Origin of the sequence: Pseudomonas sp. NFPP07 (genome assembly GCF_900115645.1) — a bacterium.
Lineage (GTDB): Bacteria > Pseudomonadota > Gammaproteobacteria > Pseudomonadales > Pseudomonadaceae > Aquipseudomonas > Aquipseudomonas chlororaphis.
Genome location: NZ_FOXG01000007.1, coordinates 186,171 through 202,597, shown reverse-complemented (window position 1 = coordinate 202,597; position 16,427 = coordinate 186,171). Strand labels below are relative to the sequence as shown.

The window sequence follows — 16,427 nt, the reverse complement described above, 5'->3', positions numbered from 1 at the left end:
TTAGTGGGGGTTGGGCAGAGTCAGTGACCGGGCGCGCTCTGCCTCCAGGCCTGGGAGCGGCGCAGCAAACCGCGCGAAGCCCAGGCCAGGAGCAGCGACACGCCCGCCGAGGTCAAGAGGATCAGGGTCGACATGGCGGCCGCGCCGCCGACGTTGCCGGCGTCGTCCATATTCAGCACCGCCACCGCCGCGAGGATGGTGTCGGGGCTGTAGAGGAAGATCGCCGCCGAGACGGTGGTCATGGCCGAGACGAACAGGTAGCGCAGGATGTCCAGCAGCGCCGGCAGGCAGATCGGCACGGTGACCCGCAGGTAATGGCGGTACAGCGGGGCCTTGAGCGACAGCGCGGCGGCCTCGAACTCGGCATCGAGCTGACGCAGCGCGGTGGTGGCGGTCATCTGCGCGGTGGTCAGGTAGTGGGCGATGGTGCACACCACCAGCAGGGTCATGCTGCCGTAGAACACATGCAGCGGGTTGCCGCTGAGGTTGAAGAAGAAGACGTAACCCAGGCCCAGCACCAGGCCCGGCACAGCCATCGGCACGAAGCTGAGCATGCGCAGCGCCAGGTTGAGGCCGCGCTGGGCGTGGGTCTTCTCCATCAGGTAGGCGCCGGTGAAGATCAGCGCGCTGCCGATCAGCGCCGTGCACAGGGCCATGGTCAGGCTGTTGCGGTAGGCCAGCCAGCCGCCACCGGCGGTGTCGTTGAACTGGTAGTGATTGAGCGACAGCGACAGGTTATAGGGCCAGAACTTCACCAGCGACGAGAACACCGCCATGCCGAACACCAGCAGCAGCGCCGCGCAGATCAGCAGGACAATCGCCAGGTAGCAGCCGTCCCGCAGCCGGGAAGGCGCCGGCTGGAACACCTGGGCGCGGCCGCTCATGGAATCGCCATGGCGACGGCGCAGCCAGGCATCGACACCGAAGCTGAACAGCGCCGGCAGCAACAGCACCATGCCGATCAAGGCGCCACGGCCGAACTGTTGCTGGCCGACCACCGCCTTGTAGGCTTCCAGCGCCAGGACCTGATAGTCGCCACCGACCACCACCGGCACGCCGAAATCGGTGATGGTCAGGGTGAACACCAGGCAGAACGCGGCGAACACCGCCTGCCGGGTGGCCGGCCAGGTGATGCTGCCAAAGGCCCTGGCCGGGCTGGCGCCCATGCTCGACGCGGCATCGAACAGCCGCGCATCGGCCAGGGACAGGGCCGACAGCAGGATCATCAGGGCGTGGGGAAAGGTGTAGATCACCTCGCCGAGGACGATGCCCCAGAAGCCGTAGATATTGTCCGAGAGCAGGCCACGGAGCAGGCCCTGGTTGCCGAACAGATAGACCAGGGCGATCCCCGGCAGCATCGACGGCGCCATCAGCGGCAGCAACGACAGGCCGCGCCAGATCGCCTTGCCGGGAATCAGCGTGCGTTGCAGGGCATAGGCGAACAGGTAGGCCAGCGGCACCACGATGGCGGCGACGCTGAGGGAGACTTTCAGGCTGTTGCCCAGCAGCCAGTGGAAGTTGGCGCTGGTCACCAGTTCACGGGCGGCGACCAGGCCACCGCCCTGCCCGGCTTCGCCGCTGAAGCCGCGCCAGAAGATCGCCAGCAACGGCAGCAACACCGCCAGGCCCAGCAGCACCAGCAGCACCAGCTTGCCGCCGAGCACGAAGATACGGTCGCCGATTTGCGCACGGGCCGCCTGGCGCGCCCGTTTTGCGGGTAGCGGCAGGGTCAGTTCAACGGCCATCTCAGGCAAACACCTGCAGGCTGCGCGGTGGCAAGGCGACCCAGATGTCCTGGACACCGAGGCGCGGCATGGCTTCCGGGGCCAGTTCGGCCAGCAGCGGATGGCCGGGCAATTGGTTGAGTTCGAAACTCATGCGGCAGCGGTTGCCGAGGAAGGTGATCTCCCGGACCTTGGCCGGGAACAGGTTTTCCTCGTGCACCGGCGGGTTGACGCTGATCGCCTCCGGGCGGCAGAACAAGCGGCCCGAGGCGGCCTTGCCGGAGTCGGCCGCCAGCCGCAGGTTCATCCCGCCGACCTGGGCGTGGCTGTCGCTGCTGCGGCGGAACGGCAGCCAGTTGCCCTGGCCGACGAATTCGGCAACGAACGGGGTGGCCGGGCGATCGTAGATTTCCTGCGGCGTGGCGTATTGCTCGACCTTGCCGTTGTTCATCACCGCGATGCGGTCGGCCATCAACATGGCCTCATCCTGGTTGTGGGTGACCATCAGGGTGGTGATGCCCAGGCGCCGCTGCAGTTGGCGCAGTTCGGTGCACAGGTGCTCGCGCACCCGCGCATCCAGCGCCGACATCGGTTCATCCAGCAACAACAACGAAGGCGCCGGGGCCAGGGCGCGCGCCAGGGCCACCCGCTGCTGCTGGCCGCCCGACAGCTGGCCGGGGTATTTCTTTTCGCTGCCGGTCAGGCCCACCAGTTCCAGCATCTGCGCTACGCGCTTGCGCACTTCGTCGCGGCCGCTGCCGGCCAGGCCATAGGCAATGTTGGCTTCGACGCTGAGGTTGGGGAACAGCGCATAGGACTGGAACAGAATGCCGTAGTCCCGGGCCTGGGGCGCCAGGTGCGAGACGTCGCGGCTGCCCAGGTACAACTCGCCCCGGTCCTGGCGCTCGAGACCGGCGATGCAGCGCAGCAAGGTGGTCTTGCCGCAGCCCGACGGACCGAGCAGGCACACCAGCTCGCCGGCTGTCACGTCCAGGGAGACGTTATCCAGCGCGGTGAAAGCGCCAAAGCGTTTCTGCATGCCGCGCACTTTCATCGGTGCGCCGGGGTTGCTCAGGGCAGTTGCGATCGGGTGGTTCATGGACGGACCTCATCAAGCAGATGCAGGCCATCCTAGGGCGCGAATGCGTAGTTACTGTGGCAGTGAGGCAAAAGCTGCCGATAGTGGTATTGGCGGATTTGGGTTCAAGAGAACGCAGAGCCTTGTAGCCGCTGCCGAGCCCGCGAGGCTGCGAGGCTGCGAACGGTTGCGCAGCAACCGCAGGTCCGACAACGCGATCTGGCGAGGTAACCGCAGGGCGCCTTTTGCGGGCGCTGCGCACCCGTTCGCAGCCTCGCTGCGCTCGGCAGCGGCTACAAGGAGCAGGGTTCAGGCCGGCGCCATTTCCTGCGCCAACCCGAGGAAGGCCGCCGGCAGACGCGCGCCCTTGCGCTCCTTGAGGCAGTACAGGTATTCGGCGATCTGCGGCGCGTTCTCGATGGTCAGCACCCGCAGCTGCGGATCGTGCGGAACTTCCTGACGGGCAATGATGCTGATGCCGATATTGCGCAACACCGCCTCGCGGATCGATTCGCGGCTGCCGATCTCCAGCAGCGGCCCGAAGCTGACCTGGGCGCTGTCGAGCAATTCTTCGGTCAGGCGCCGGGTGGTGGAGCCCGGCTCGCGCATCAGCAGGGTATGCCCGGCCAGGGCGTTCAAGGGCACGTGATCGAGGGCCGCCAACGGATGATTGCGGTGCACCGCCAGCACCAGCGGGTCGCTGCCGAGCACCCGGCGAATCAAGCGCGAATCTTCCAGCAGCTGCGAGGACGCGGCAATGTCGACCCGGTATTCCTCCAGCGATTCCAGGACCTGCTGCGAGTTGCCGATTTCCACCGACACTTCCACCTGGGGCAGGCGCTCCCGGAAGGTCTTCACCAGATCGAGGATGTAATACGGCGCCGTGGCGGCAATCCGCAGGGTGCCTTGCAGCTGGCCGCTATTGCGCAGGAAAAACTCGATATCGGCTTCCTGCTGCAACAGCGCCTTGACCATCGGCAGCAGCCGGGCGCCCTCTTCGCTGACACTGAGGCGGCGGCCGCCGCGGTAGAACAGCTCGACCGCATACTGGCTTTCCAGATGACGGATCTGGGTGGTCACCGTGGGCTGGCTCAGGCCGAGCTTTTTCGCCGCCAGGGTGATGCTGCCCAGGCGGGCCACCAGGTAAAACGCCTTCAGCTCGGCACTCAGCACTGCGTCCTCTCATCGTCTATTTGCGCAACAGGCGCAAACCGTTGAAGACCACCAACAGGCTGACGCCCATGTCGGCGAACACGGCCATCCACATGGTGGCCAACCCGAAGAAGGTTACCCCAAGAAAGATCGCCTTGATGACCAGGGCCAGGGCGATATTTTGCACGAGGATGTTCGAGGTCTGGCGGGACAGCCGGACAAAGGCCGGAATCTTGCGCAGATCGTCGTCCATCAAGGCGACATCGGCGGTCTCGATGGCGGTGTCGGTGCCTGCCGCGGCCATGGCGAAACCGATCTCCGCGCGGGCCAGGGCCGGGGCGTCGTTGATGCCGTCGCCGACCATGCCGACCCGGTGCCCTTGGGCGTACAGGTCTTCGATGGCTTGCAGCTTGTCGGTGGGCAGCAGGTCGCCGCGGGCCTGATCGATGCCCACCTGGGCGGCGATGGCTTCGGCGGTGTGCGGGTTGTCGCCGGTCAGCATCAGGGTCTTGATACCCAGCTCGTGCAACTGCCGGATCGCTTCGCGGCTGGACTCCTTGACCGTGTCCGCCACGGCGAACAGGGCCAGGGGGCCGACGCTGTCGAGCAACAGCACCACGGTCTTGCCCTGTTTCTCCAGGGCGAACAGCTTCTCTTCCAGCTCCGGCGAGCACAGCCCCAGTTCCTCCACCAGGCGGTGATTGCCCAGGTGGTAGAGCTGGCCGTTGATTTCGCCACGCACACCCCGACCGGCCAGGGCTTGGAAGTTATCCACAAGGTGCAGGCTCAGCTGCTTATCCACAGCCGCATTGGCGATGGCCAGGGACACCGGGTGGTCGGAACGGGACGCCAGGCTGGCGGCGATGGCCGGGGCGCTGCTGTCCGCCAGCGGGTCGAGGGACAGGAAATCGGTCTGCACCGGCTTGCCGTGGGTGATGGTGCCGGTCTTGTCCAGCGCCAGGTAGTCGAGCTTGTAACCGCCCTCCAGGTAGACCCCGCCCTTGATCAGGATGCCTTTGCGCGCCGCCGCGGCCAGGCCGCTGACGATGGTCACCGGAGTGGAAATCACCAGCGCGCAGGGGCACGCCACCACCAGCAGCACCAGGGCGCGGTAGATCCAGTCGAACCAGGCGGCGCCCATGAACAGCGGTGGAATCACCGCCACGGCCAGGGCGAAGGCAAACACCGCGGGGGTGTAGATTTTCGAGAAGCTGTCGACGAAGCGCTGGGTCGGCGCGCGCGCGCCCTGGGCTTGTTCCACGGCATGGATGATCCGCGCCAGGGTCGAGTTGTTGGCCACCGCGGTCACCTTGTACTCCAGCGAGCCGGCCTGATTGATAGTGCCGGCGAAGACCTTGTCGCCCAGGGTCTTTTCCACCGGCAGGCTTTCGCCGGTGATCGGTGCCTGGTCGATGGTCGAGCTGCCGGCCACCACCTCGCCGTCGAGGCCGATGCGTTCACCCGGACGTACCCGTACCAACGCGCCCAGCTCGATGCTTTTCGCTTCCCGTTCGACCCAACTACCGTCCGCCTCCTGCACCGTGACCCGTTCCGGGGTCATCTGCATCAGGCCACTGATGGCATTGCGCGCGCGGTCCAGGGACCGGGCCTCGATCAACTCGGCCACGGTGAACAGGAACATCACCATCGCCGCCTCCGGCCATTGGCCGATCAGCACCGCGCCGGTCACGGCGATGCTCATCAAGGCGTTGATGTTGAGGTTGCGGTTCTTCAGGGCGATCCAGCCCTTCTTGTAAGTGCCGAGGCCACCACTGAGGATCGATACCAGGGCGATCACCGCCACCACCCAGGTCGGCGCGACGCTGGTGAAGTGGATCACTTCCGCGGCCAGCGCACCGACGCCGGACAGCGCCAGCGGCCACCAGTGCTTTTTCACCTGCGCCACGGCCGGGGCATCGGACTCGCCGCCCAGGCCAATGGGCTCGGCCTCCATGCCCAGGGACTTGATGGCGGCGATGATCGGGGCGACGTCCTGCAGGTCGTGGGTCACGCCCAGCACCCGGTTGATCAGGTTGAACTCCAGTTGCTGCACGCCCGCCAGCTTGCCCAGCCTGTTCTGGATCAGCGTCTGCTCGGTCGGGCAGTCCATGGCCTCGATGCGAAAGCTGCTCAGGCGCGCATTGGCGCTCGACGCCGCGCTGAGCACAACCCGCGATGGCGCGGCGGCCGACGAACAGCAGGAATCGCCATGGCTGGCGGCCTGGGGCTCGCTCAACTGGACCAGCGACGGCGACGAGCAGCAGGAAGCGCCGTGGCCAGCATGGTCGTGTTTTTTCAGCGGATGCAGTTTTGCGCCGTGATCGTGATCGTGATCGTGATCGTGGCCAGCATGCTTGGAGTCAGCGCCGGGCTTGCCGTGGGTGTGCAGGGAATCGCTCATAAGGTCGCGTCCGAAAAGGTGCCTGTTGCCAAGTGAACACCCTGTAGCCACTATAGGGTCAAGCACCCTTTCGGAGATTGTCGCGATGAAAATTGGCGAGCTGGCGAAACTGACCGACTGTCAGGTCGAAACCATCCGTTACTACGAGCGCGAAGGCCTGCTGCCGGAACCGGCCCGCAGCGAGGGCAATTACCGTCTGTATACCCAGGCCCACACCGAACGCCTGACCTTCATCCGCAACTGCCGCAGCCTGGACATGACCCTCGAGGAAATCCGCAGCCTGCTGAACCTGCGCGACAGCCCCCAGGACCAGTGCCAGAACGTGAACGCGCTGATCGACGAACATATCCACCACGTCAAGGCGCGGATCGACGGGCTGCTGGCCTTGCAGACACAGCTGCTCGACCTGCGCCAACGCTGCAGCGAAGGGCCGGACCTGGATCAGTGCGGGATTTTGCAGCGCCTGGAAGTCAGCGGCTCGGTGGCGCCCAGCGAAGCCGAGGACTCTCATGTGGGCCGTAGCCACGGGCATTGAAACCATCAACCCCCTGTAGGAGCGAACTTGCTTGCGATCAGCCACCAGGCTGGATACTCAGGCGGGCACTATCGCGAGCAAGCTCGCTCCTACAGAGAGGCAGATGCCCCGTATCGACCACGTGTGGGCGTGGTCTTCGGGATTGCTAGAAGGCCCTGCGGGCCTTATCGCAGCCTGCGGCAGCGGCTACAGGAGCCGCCGCCGGGTATCTCGCTCAGACCGCCATCGGCGCGGTCATCGGCGCGTGGTGCTCGTAGCCTTCCAGCGAGAAGTCGCTCGGCTCAACCTTTTCCAGCCACTCCGGCTGGTACACGCCGGTCTTGGCGAACTCCGGTACACGCTCGGAAATCACCAGCTTCGGCATCGGGAACGGCTCGCGCTTGAGCTGCTCGTTGAGCATGTCCAGGTGGTTTTCGTAGACGTGGGCGTCACCGATGAAATAGGTGAACCAGCGCGGAGTGTAGCCGGTCAGGCGACCGATCAGGCTCAGCAGGGCGGCGCCTTCGGTGAGGTTGAACGGCGTGCCCAGGCCCAGGTCGTTGGAGCGGATGTAGAGGGTCAGGGAAATTTCCCGGGTCTCGACATTCGGGTGGAACTGGTACAGCAGGTGGCACGGCGGCAGGGCCATTTCATCCAGCTGGGCGCAGTTCCAGCCGTGGAACAGGATGCGCCGGCTGCCCGGGTCCTTGATGATGGTATCCACACACTGGCGCACCTGGTCGATGGCCTTGTACAGCACCACGTAGGCCTGGCCGTTTTCCTCGCCTTCGGCGATCTGCCGGTAGCCCTGGTTCAGGGTCTGCTCGATGGCGGCCGGGTTGCTCAGGGGGATCTGCTTGTACGCCGGCCACTTGCGCCATTGCACGCCGTAGATCTCACCCAGGTCGTCCTCGCCCTGGCGGAAGGGATTGGCCAGCCACTGGGCGTTTTCGTTGGCGTTCTGGTCCCAGACCTTGCAGCCCAGGGCACGGAATTCGGCGGCGTTGTTCACCCCACGGAGGAAACCGCACATCTCGCCGATGGCCGACTTGAAGGCCATCTTGCGGGTGGTGATCGCCGGGAAACCGTCTTTCAGGTCGTAACGCAGCATCGCGCCGGGAAAGCTGATGGTGTTCACGCCCGTGCGGTTGGCCTGCTTGGTGCCGTTCTTGATGACGTGGGCGACCAGATCGAGATATTGCTTCATGTATTACCTGTGTCCTTGAAGGCAGGGCTCGCGCCCTGCGATCCGAATTAGAGCGCGGCGTCTTTCGCCACCGGTGCCGCTGGAGCGCGGTGATAGGCCAGCCAGATCAGGAACAGGCCGCCAACGATCATCGGCAGGCACAGCACCTGGCCCATGGTCAGCCAGTTCCACGCCAGATAGCCCAACTGCGCATCCGGGACCCGGACGAACTCGACGATAAAACGGAAAATACCGTAAAACAGGGCGAACATCCCGGAAACCGCCATGGTTGGACGGGGTTTGCGCGAGAACAGCCAGAGGATGAGGAACAACGCCACACCTTCCAGGGCGAACTGATACAGCTGCGAAGGATGGCGCGGCAGCTGGGCCGGGTCGCTGAACGGCGGGAAGATCATCGCCCACGGCAGGTCGGTCGGCTTGCCCCACAGCTCGGCGTTGATGAAGTTGCCGATGCGCCCGGCGCCCAGGCCGATCGGCACCATTGGCGCGACGAAGTCCATCAGCTGGAAGAACGACTTGCCGTTCTTCTTGCCGAACCACAAGGCCGCGAGCATCACCCCGATGAAACCGCCGTGGAACGACATGCCGCCTTTCCAGACCTCGAAGATCAGCGTCGGGTTGGCCAGGTAGGCGCTCAGGTCGTAGAACAGCACATAGCCCAGGCGCCCGCCGACAATGACCCCCATCGACATCCAGAACACCATGTCGGAGAGCTTCTCCTTGGTCCAGGTCGGGTCGAAGCGGTTCAACCGGCGCGACGCCAGCAGCCAGGCGCCACCGATGCCGATCAGGTACATCAGGCCGTACCAGTGAATTTTCAGCGGACCGATGGCCAGGGCCACCGGGTCGATCTGCGGGTAAGGCAGCATTGCGACTCCTCGTTAGAGTGAAACTCGATTGCGCCGCGACCATGTCACGCGCGGATTAAGCCAGGATTGCGGAACCTGTCAGAGCAGGAACGTCAGGCCGACCACAAACAGCAGGCCGGCGAACAAGCGCTTCAACAGGCGCGCCGACAGCCGATGGGCCAGGCGCGCGCCGAACCGGGCAAAGACCATGCTGGTCAGGGCGATGCCCAGCAGCGCCGGCAAATACACAAAACCCAGACTATGGGCCGGCAGCAACGGATCATGCCAGCCCAGAATCATGAAACTTATTGCACTGGCCACGGCAATCGGCAAACCGCAGGCCGAAGACGTGGCCACCGCCTGCTGCATCGGCACGCTGCGCCAGGTCAGGAACGGCACGGTCAGCGAGCCGCCGCCGATGCCGAAAATCGCCGAGGCCCAGCCGATCACACTGCCGGCCAGGGTCAGCCCGAGCTTGCCGGGAACGTCGCGGCTGGCCTTGGGCCGCAGGTCCAGGGTCATCTGCAGGGCGACCACCAGGGCGAAGACGCCGATGATTTTCTGCAGGTTCGGCCCGGAAATCGCTTCGGCCGTCAGCGCCCCGACTCCGGCGCCGAGCAGGATGCCCAGGGTCATCCAGGCAAAGATCGGCCAGCGTACCGCGCCCCTGCGCTGGTGTTCGCGAACCGCGTTGACCGAGGTAAAAATGATGGTCGCCAGCGACGTGCCAACGGCCAGGTGGGTCAGGATCGACGGATCGAAACCTTGCAGGGTGAAGCTGAACACCAGCACGGGAACGATGATGATGCCGCCACCTACGCCAAACAGACCGGCCAATATGCCCGCGCAGGCCCCCAGCAGCAGATAGAGCAGAAATTCCATGGAGGCACCCCGAAAAGAGAGCGGCATGGTAACGGATGCACGGCCCTTGGCTCCACTGGATGGCGATGGATACCCAGTCGTTCTGTGCGTAAAGTGAGCAAAAAACACAAAAGGGACAACCTGATGTGCTTGATCGTATTCGCCTGGCGGCCGGGCCACGCCCTGCCCCTGATCGTCGCGGCCAACCGTGACGAGTTCTACGCCCGCCCCAGCCTGCCGTTGGCGCAATGGCCCGAAGCCCCCGATATCTATGCCGGGCGCGACCTGGAAGCGGGCGGCACCTGGCTCGGCCTGGGCGCCGACGGACGCTTCGCCGCCCTGACCAATATCCGCAATCCCCATCAGCCCCCCGCGCGCCGCTCCCGAGGCGAACTGGTGGCGCGTTTTCTTAGCAGCAAGATGTCGATAGACGACTATTTCAGCGACGTTGTCGGCCGATCGCTGGAATATGCCGGCTTCAACCTGCTGGTGGGTACCCCCGATCAGCTCTGGCACTACAACGCCCAGGCCCGTGAGCCGCAGCAACTGGACAGTGGCGTGTACGGCCTGTCGAACGCCGGGCTCGACACGCCCTGGCCCAAGCTGCTCAAGGCCAAGGCAGCATTACAGGAAGTACTGGACGACCCGCAGCCCCAGGCTCTGCTCGCCCTGCTCAGCGATGCGCAGACCGCGCCGTTTGCCGACCTTCCCGATACCGGGGTCGGCCTGGCCACCGAGAGCCTGCTGTCGAGCGTATTTATCGCCAGCCCCAGCTACGGCACGCGGGCCAGCACGGCGCTGATCGTCCGGGCCGATGGTTCGAGGCACATAGTCGAGCGCAGCTTCGGGCCCTATGGCGGGCATCTGGGGGAAGTAGAGCTGAGGATTTAGCGGACGCTATCGCGAGCAAGCCCGCTCCTGCAGCTGTAGGAGCGGGCTTGTTTGCAATGGAAACAACGGAAATTAAAGGGTCTTGGCCGACGCCGGATTGATCATCCGCGCCAGGCCCAGGTTCTTCAGCGCCAGTTGCAGCGAGCTGTGGATAACTTGCGGGTTGTCGATGGTCATCAGCTCGGCCAGCAATTCCTTGGCCTTGCTGAGATTGATCTGACGCAGCATCCACTTCACTTTCGGCAGGTTGGTGGCGTTCATCGACAGGCTGTCGAAGCCCATCGCCATCAACAGCACCGCCGCCGCCGGATCGCCGGCCATCTCGCCGCAGATACTCACCGGCTTGCCTTCGGCATGGGCGTCGCGCACCACGGTCTGCAAGGCTTGCAGCACCGCCGGATGCAGGTAGTCGTAGAGGTCCGCCACCCGTGGGTTGTTGCGGTCCACGGCCAGCAGGTACTGGGTCAGGTCGTTGGAGCCGACCGACAGGAAGTCCACCTGGCGCGCCAGTTCCTTGGTCTGGTACACCGCGGCCGGGATCTCGATCATCACCCCGATCGGCGGCATCGGCACGTCGGTGCCTTCGTCGCGCACTTCGCCCCAGGCGCGGTGGATCAGGTGCAACGCTTCTTCCAGCTCATGGGTGCCGGAAATCATCGGCAGGAGGATGCGCAGGTTGTTCAGGCCTTCGCTGGCCTTGAGCATGGCGCGGGTCTGGACGAGGAAAATCTCGGGATGGTCGAGGGTGACGCGAATGCCGCGCCAGCCGAGAAAGGGGTTGTCTTCCTTGATCGGGAAATACGACAGTGACTTGTCGCCGCCAATGTCCAGGCTGCGCATCGTCACCGGTTGCGGGTGGAAGGCCGCGAGTTGCTCGCGATAGATCGCCAGCTGCTCCTTTTCGCTCGGGAAGCGTTGGTTGATCATGAACGGCACTTCGGTGCGGTACAGACCCACGCCTTCGGCGCCACGCTTCTGCGCCCGCGCCACGTCCGCCAGCAGGCCGGTGTTGACCCACAGCGGCATGCGGTGGCCGTCCAGGGTCACGCATGGCAGGTCGCGCAGAGCATCCAGGCCCTGGGCCAGTTGCCGCTCTTCCTCGACCACATCGGCGAACTGCTTGCGCAGCACATCGCTGGGGTTGGTGTAGACCTCGCCGTGGTAGCCGTCGACGATCATCTGGATGCCGTCGACTTTCGAGTACGGCAGGTCGACCAGGCCCATCACCGTCGGAATGCCCATGGCCCGGGCCAGGATCGCCACGTGGGAGTTGCCCGAACCCAATACCGAGACCAGGCCGACCAGCTTGCCTTCGGGCACCTCGCCGAGCATGGCCGGCGTCAGTTCTTCGCTGACCAGGATGGTGTTGTCGGGGTAGACCAGGGTCTGCTGGCGTTCTTCCTGCAGGTAGGCCAGCAGGCGCCGGCCCAGGTCCTTGACGTCCGACGCCCGCTCGCGCAGGTAGGCATCGTCCATCAGCTCGAAACGGTTGACGTGATCGGTGACCACCTGGCGCAACGCGCCCTGGGCCCATTGGCCGGTCTTGATCACGGTGGTCACTTCGCTGCCCAGGGAGGCATCGTCGAGCATCATCAGGTAGACGTCGAACAGCGCCCGCTCTTCGGGACGCAGCTGGGTGGCGAGTTTTTCCGAGAGGGTGCGCATGTCGGCACGCACGCCTTCGATGGCGGTCTTGAACAACGCCAGCTCGGCGTCGATGTCGGTAATGCTCTTGTCAGGCACCACATCCAGGTCGGCCGGCGGCAGCATGACCACCGCGGTACCGACCGCCGCGCCAGGCGAGCCGGGCACGCCGACGAACTTGGCTTCCTGGATGCCCTTGCCCTGGCGGCCCAGGCCACGGATCGAACCGGTGGCTTCGGCATGGGCAATAACGCCCGCCAGCTGGGCGCTCATGGTCACCAGGAAGGCTTCTTCGCCCTCGTCGAACTGACGACGCTCCTTTTGCTGGATGACCAGGACACCGACGACCCGGCGGTGGTGAATGATCGGCGCACCGAGGAAGGAGGCATAACGCTCCTCGCCGGTCTCGGCGAAGTAGCGATAACGCGGGTGATCGGCGGCGTTTTCGAGGTTCAGCGGTTCTTCGCGCGTACCGACCAGGCCGACCAGACCTTCGTTGGGTGCCATGCTGACCTTGCCGATCGAGCGCTTGTTCAAGCCCTCGGTGGCCATCAGGACAAAACGGTTGGTCTCCGGATCCAGCAGATAGACCGAGCAGACCTGGCTGCCCATGGCCTCTTTGACGCGCAACACAATAATCCCCAACGCCGCCTTGAGATCCTTGGCGGAGTTAACTTCCTGGACGATCTTGCGCAGCGTATTGAGCATGGCTCGGGGTCGAACTCCGTCGTCAGTCGCGCGCTAGAAGGCGCGGGGCAAGCTCTTTGAGAGCGCGGCGGTAAACCTCGCGCTTGAATGTCACCACCTGGCCCAACGGATACCAATAACTGACCCAGCGCCAGCCATCGAACTCCGGTTTACCGGTCAAATCCATCCGCACCCGCTGCTCGTTGGAGATCAGGCGCAGGAGAAACCATTTCTGTTTCTGGCCGATGCACAGCGGTTGGCTGTGGGTACGGACCAGGCGTTGCGGCAAACGATAGCGCAACCAGCCCCGGGTGCAGGCGAGAATTTGCACATCTTCGCGTTCCAGGCCTACTTCTTCGTTCAACTCGCGGTACAAAGCGTCTTCCGGCGTCTCTTCGGGGTTGATCCCCCCTTGCGGAAACTGCCAGGCATCTTGATTGATACGGCGAGCCCATAGCACCTGGCCGGCATCATTCGTCAGAATGATCCCGACATTGGGGCGGAAACCATCGGGGTCGATCACGGCAACAACCTCGCAAACGCATGTCGCCGCATTGTTCCACAAAGGTTGTGAAAGCAGCAACGAGGCTTCCTACCTTATGTGCACTCTTGTGAAAAGACCGTATTCTGATCGCCTTTTTTCAGACTTATCAGCGAGTAACCGTGATGCGCCTGGCTTTATTCGACTTGGACAACACCCTTCTGGGCGGCGACAGTGACCACGCCTGGGGCGACTACCTGTGCGAACGAGGCTTCCTCGACGCCGTCACCTACAAGGCCCGCAACGACGAGTTCTACCAGGACTACCTGGCCGGCAAGCTCGACAATGCCGCTTACCTGAACTTCTGCCTGGAGGTTCTCGGCCGCACCGAGATGGACGTGCTCGACCAATGGCATCGCGACTACATGCGCGACTGCATCGAGCCGCTGCTGCTGCCCAAGGCCGCGCAACTGCTGGCCAAGCACAAGGCCGCCGGCGACAAGCTGGTGATCATCACCGCCACCAACCGCTTCGTCACCGCGCCGATCGCCGAACGCCTGGGCGTGGAAACCCTGATCGCCACCGAATGCGAGATGCAGGATGGCCGCTACACCGGTCGCAGCACCGACGTCCCGTGCTTTCGCGAAGGCAAGGTCACCCGCCTGACGCGCTGGCTCGAGGAAACCGGCCATAGCCTGGAAGACAGCTACTTCTATAGCGATTCGATGAATGACTTGCCGTTGCTGGATCTGGTGGCGAACCCGATCGCCGTGGACCCGGACCCAAACCTGCGGGCCCTGGCCCAGCAGCGTGGCTGGCCGGTGATCAGCCTGCGCGACTGAGAAAGCTAGCGCGAGCTCGCCCCTATAGGAGCAAGCTCGCGATCAGGCCGTCAAACCGGCTTGGCGCCCATCAACCCGGCAATGGCGAAGAAACACACGAAGCTGAACACAGCCAGCGCCAGGGTGAACTTCGGACTTCCTACTCCCGAGGCGATCCGCACGCGGTTGAGCCGCGCCAACAGCCAGAAACAGCTCAAGGCACCCACGGTGTAGATCAGGCTGGAGGCCAGGATCCAGGTCTGCCCCAGCGACCAGCCCAGCAGATGCACCAGCCACCAGCCACTGAACGGCAGGCTGGCCAGGCAGATCACCAGTAACAGCCAGACGAACACCAGCGGCCGGCGCAACAGCCGGCTGTAGATGCTTGCGTCACCCTTGCTACGAGCGCGCCAGACCCAGATCGCCAGCCCCAGCGCGCTGCCCAGCAGCAACACGGTGGCCAGGATATGGACGGTTTTGAGGACGGTCAGCGTTTCCATGTCATTAACTCCTTGAGTCCTTGCCCACCAGCGTAGCCGTTCAGCCGAGGAACAGCTGATACGCCGGGTTATCACTCTCGTCCCAGTACGGGTAACCGATCTGCGCCAGCGCCGCCGGTACCAGGTGGCGTTCGCTCGCCGGTACTTGCAGGCCGGCGACCACCCGGCCATCGGCCGCGCCATGGTTGCGGTAGTGGAACATCGAGATGTTCCAGCGCCCGCCGAGCTTGTTGAGGAAGTTGAACAGCGCGCCCGGGCGTTCCGGGAACTCGAAGCGGAACACCACTTCATCGCTGACCCGCGCCGCATGGCCACCGACCATGTGACGGATATGCAGCTTGGCCAGTTCGTTGTCAGTCAGATCGGTCACCGGGAAGCCCTGTTCGGACAGGCTGGCGATCAGCGCGCTGCGTGGATCGTTTTCCGGGTGAGTCTGCACGCCCACGAAGATGTGCGCTTCGCTGCCGGTGTTGTAGCGGTAATTGAATTCGGTGATCTGGCGCTTGCCGATGGCTTCGCAGAAGGCCTTGAAGCTGCCCGGCTTCTCCGGGATCGTCACGGCGATGATGGCCTCGCGGCCCTCGCCCAGCTCGGCGCGCTCGGCGACATGGCGCAGGCGGTCGAAGTTGACGTTGGCGCCGGAGTCGATGGCCACCAGGGTCTGCCCGCTGACACCGCGCTGCTCGACGTATTTCTTGATCCCGGCCACACCCAGGGCGCCAGCCGGCTCGGTGATGGAACGGGTGTCGTCGTAGATGTCCTTGATCGCCGCGCAGATCTCGTCGGTGCTGACGGTGATCACCTCATCCACGTAGTCCTTGCAGATATCGAAGGTGTGCTGGCCGATCTGCGCCACCGCGACACCGTCGGCGAAGATGCCCACGGTCGGCAGCACCACGCGTTCGCCGGCGGCCATCGCTGCTTGCAGGCAGTTGGAGTCGTCCGGCTCGACGCCGATGATCTTGATTTCCGGCCGCAGGTATTTGACGTAGGCCGCGATCCCGGCGATCAGGCCGCCACCGCCGACCGGCACGAAGATCGCGTCCAGGCGCCCCGGATGCTGGCGCAGGATTTCCATCGCCACGGTGCCCTGCCCGGCAATGGTGTGCGGATCGTCGTACGGGTGGATATAGACGTAGCCTTTTTCGTCCACCAGCTTCAGCGAGTAGGCCAGGGCTTCCGGGAAAGTATCACCGTGCAGCACCACTTTGCCGCCGCGCGAGCGCACGCCTTCGACCTTGATCTCCGGGGTGGTCTTGGGCATCACGATGGTCGCCTTCACCCCCAGCACCTTGGCCGCCAGGGCCAGGCCCTGGGCATGGTTGCCGGCCGAGGCGGTGACCACGCCCCGGGCGCGCTCGGCATCGCTGAGCTGGGTCAGCTTGTTGTAGGCGCCGCGAATCTTGAACGAGAACACTGGCTGCAAGTCTTCGCGCTTGAGCCAGATCTGATTGCCCAGCCGCTCGGAGAGCTGGCGGGCAGTCTGCAACGGGGTTTCTACGGCAACGTCGTAAACGCGCGAGGTGAGGATCTTTTTGACGTACTGTTCGAGCATCGGAAAGCATCACTGAGCGGGTTGGGCAGGGCCAGCGAGTCTAACCCAGCGTTTACCCGGGCG

At 64.4% G+C, this 16,427-nt stretch carries 14 protein-coding genes; 3 read left to right on the top strand and 11 right to left on the bottom strand.

From position 1 onward, the window contains the following. Positions 1-20: 20 nt before the first annotated feature. From BM019_RS19290 to BM019_RS19275, 4 genes are all read right to left on the bottom strand, one after another. On the bottom strand, positions 21-1,745 hold the full coding sequence (locus BM019_RS19290) for a putative 2-aminoethylphosphonate ABC transporter permease subunit (protein WP_092419346.1): 1,725 nt from the start codon (positions 1,743-1,745) through the stop codon (positions 21-23). Position 1,746: 1 nt separating this feature from the next. Next, positions 1,747-2,823: a putative 2-aminoethylphosphonate ABC transporter ATP-binding protein gene (locus BM019_RS19285; RefSeq protein WP_092419343.1), complete on the bottom strand. Its 1,077-nt coding sequence runs from the start codon at positions 2,821-2,823 to the stop codon at positions 1,747-1,749. A 288-nt stretch (positions 2,824-3,111) separates the two neighbouring features. After that, on the bottom strand, positions 3,112-3,975 hold the full coding sequence (locus BM019_RS19280; RefSeq protein WP_092419340.1) for a LysR family transcriptional regulator: 864 nt from the start codon (positions 3,973-3,975) through the stop codon (positions 3,112-3,114). Positions 3,976-3,991: 16 nt separating this feature from the next. Next, positions 3,992-6,355, bottom strand: coding sequence for a heavy metal translocating P-type ATPase (locus tag BM019_RS19275; RefSeq protein WP_092419337.1), 2,364 nt, complete (start codon positions 6,353-6,355; stop codon positions 3,992-3,994). Between the two features lie 85 nt (positions 6,356-6,440). On the opposite strand from BM019_RS19275, the gene cadR reads away from it, so the two are divergent. Continuing rightward, complete coding sequence (gene cadR, locus BM019_RS19270; protein ID WP_007930346.1) at positions 6,441-6,890, top strand: Cd(II)/Pb(II)-responsive transcriptional regulator; 450 nt, start codon at positions 6,441-6,443, stop codon at positions 6,888-6,890. Between the two features lie 214 nt (positions 6,891-7,104). On the opposite strand, the gene BM019_RS19265 is transcribed toward cadR, so the two are convergent. The 3 genes from BM019_RS19265 to BM019_RS19255 all read right to left on the bottom strand — a co-directional run bounded on the left by BM019_RS19265 (position 7,105) and on the right by BM019_RS19255 (position 9,806). Next, a complete protein-coding gene (locus tag BM019_RS19265) occupies positions 7,105-8,076 on the bottom strand; it encodes a thymidylate synthase (RefSeq protein WP_007927352.1) in 972 nt (323 codons plus the stop codon). A 47-nt stretch (positions 8,077-8,123) separates the two neighbouring features. Beyond that, positions 8,124-8,945: a prolipoprotein diacylglyceryl transferase gene (gene lgt / locus BM019_RS19260; RefSeq protein WP_009046066.1), complete on the bottom strand. Its 822-nt coding sequence runs from the start codon at positions 8,943-8,945 to the stop codon at positions 8,124-8,126. A 78-nt stretch (positions 8,946-9,023) separates the two neighbouring features. Next, positions 9,024-9,806, bottom strand: a complete 783-nt coding sequence (locus tag BM019_RS19255; RefSeq protein ID WP_053263017.1) for a sulfite exporter TauE/SafE family protein — start codon at positions 9,804-9,806, stop codon at positions 9,024-9,026. 123 nt (positions 9,807-9,929) lie between these two features. Here BM019_RS19255 and BM019_RS19250 point away from each other — a divergent pair, with 123 nt between their 5' ends. Further along, the gene (locus BM019_RS19250; RefSeq protein ID WP_092419708.1) at positions 9,930-10,676 is read left to right on the top strand and encodes an NRDE family protein; all 747 of its coding nucleotides are present in this window, start codon (positions 9,930-9,932) and stop codon (positions 10,674-10,676) included. Positions 10,677-10,748: 72 nt separating this feature from the next. Here the strand turns inward: BM019_RS19250 and ptsP are convergent, their stop codons facing one another. After that, a complete protein-coding gene (gene ptsP, locus BM019_RS19245; protein WP_009046069.1) occupies positions 10,749-13,028 on the bottom strand; it encodes a phosphoenolpyruvate--protein phosphotransferase in 2,280 nt (759 codons plus the stop codon). A 22-nt stretch (positions 13,029-13,050) separates the two neighbouring features. Continuing rightward, positions 13,051-13,530, bottom strand: a complete 480-nt coding sequence (locus BM019_RS19240; RefSeq protein ID WP_007927344.1) for an RNA pyrophosphohydrolase — start codon at positions 13,528-13,530, stop codon at positions 13,051-13,053. A gap of 143 nt (positions 13,531-13,673) precedes the next feature. On the opposite strand from BM019_RS19240, the gene BM019_RS19235 reads away from it, so the two are divergent. Continuing rightward, on the top strand, positions 13,674-14,330 hold the full coding sequence (locus BM019_RS19235; protein WP_007927343.1) for a histidinol-phosphatase: 657 nt from the start codon (positions 13,674-13,676) through the stop codon (positions 14,328-14,330). Between the two features lie 50 nt (positions 14,331-14,380). Here the strand turns inward: BM019_RS19235 and BM019_RS19230 are convergent, their stop codons facing one another. Continuing rightward, a complete protein-coding gene (locus tag BM019_RS19230) occupies positions 14,381-14,809 on the bottom strand; it encodes a DUF2269 family protein (protein ID WP_007927342.1) in 429 nt (142 codons plus the stop codon). Positions 14,810-14,849: 40 nt separating this feature from the next. Further along, positions 14,850-16,364 (bottom strand): threonine ammonia-lyase, biosynthetic, encoded by a 1,515-nt coding sequence (ilvA, locus tag BM019_RS19225; RefSeq protein WP_007927333.1) that lies wholly within the window; start codon positions 16,362-16,364, stop codon positions 14,850-14,852. Positions 16,365-16,427: the final 63 nt, after the last annotated feature.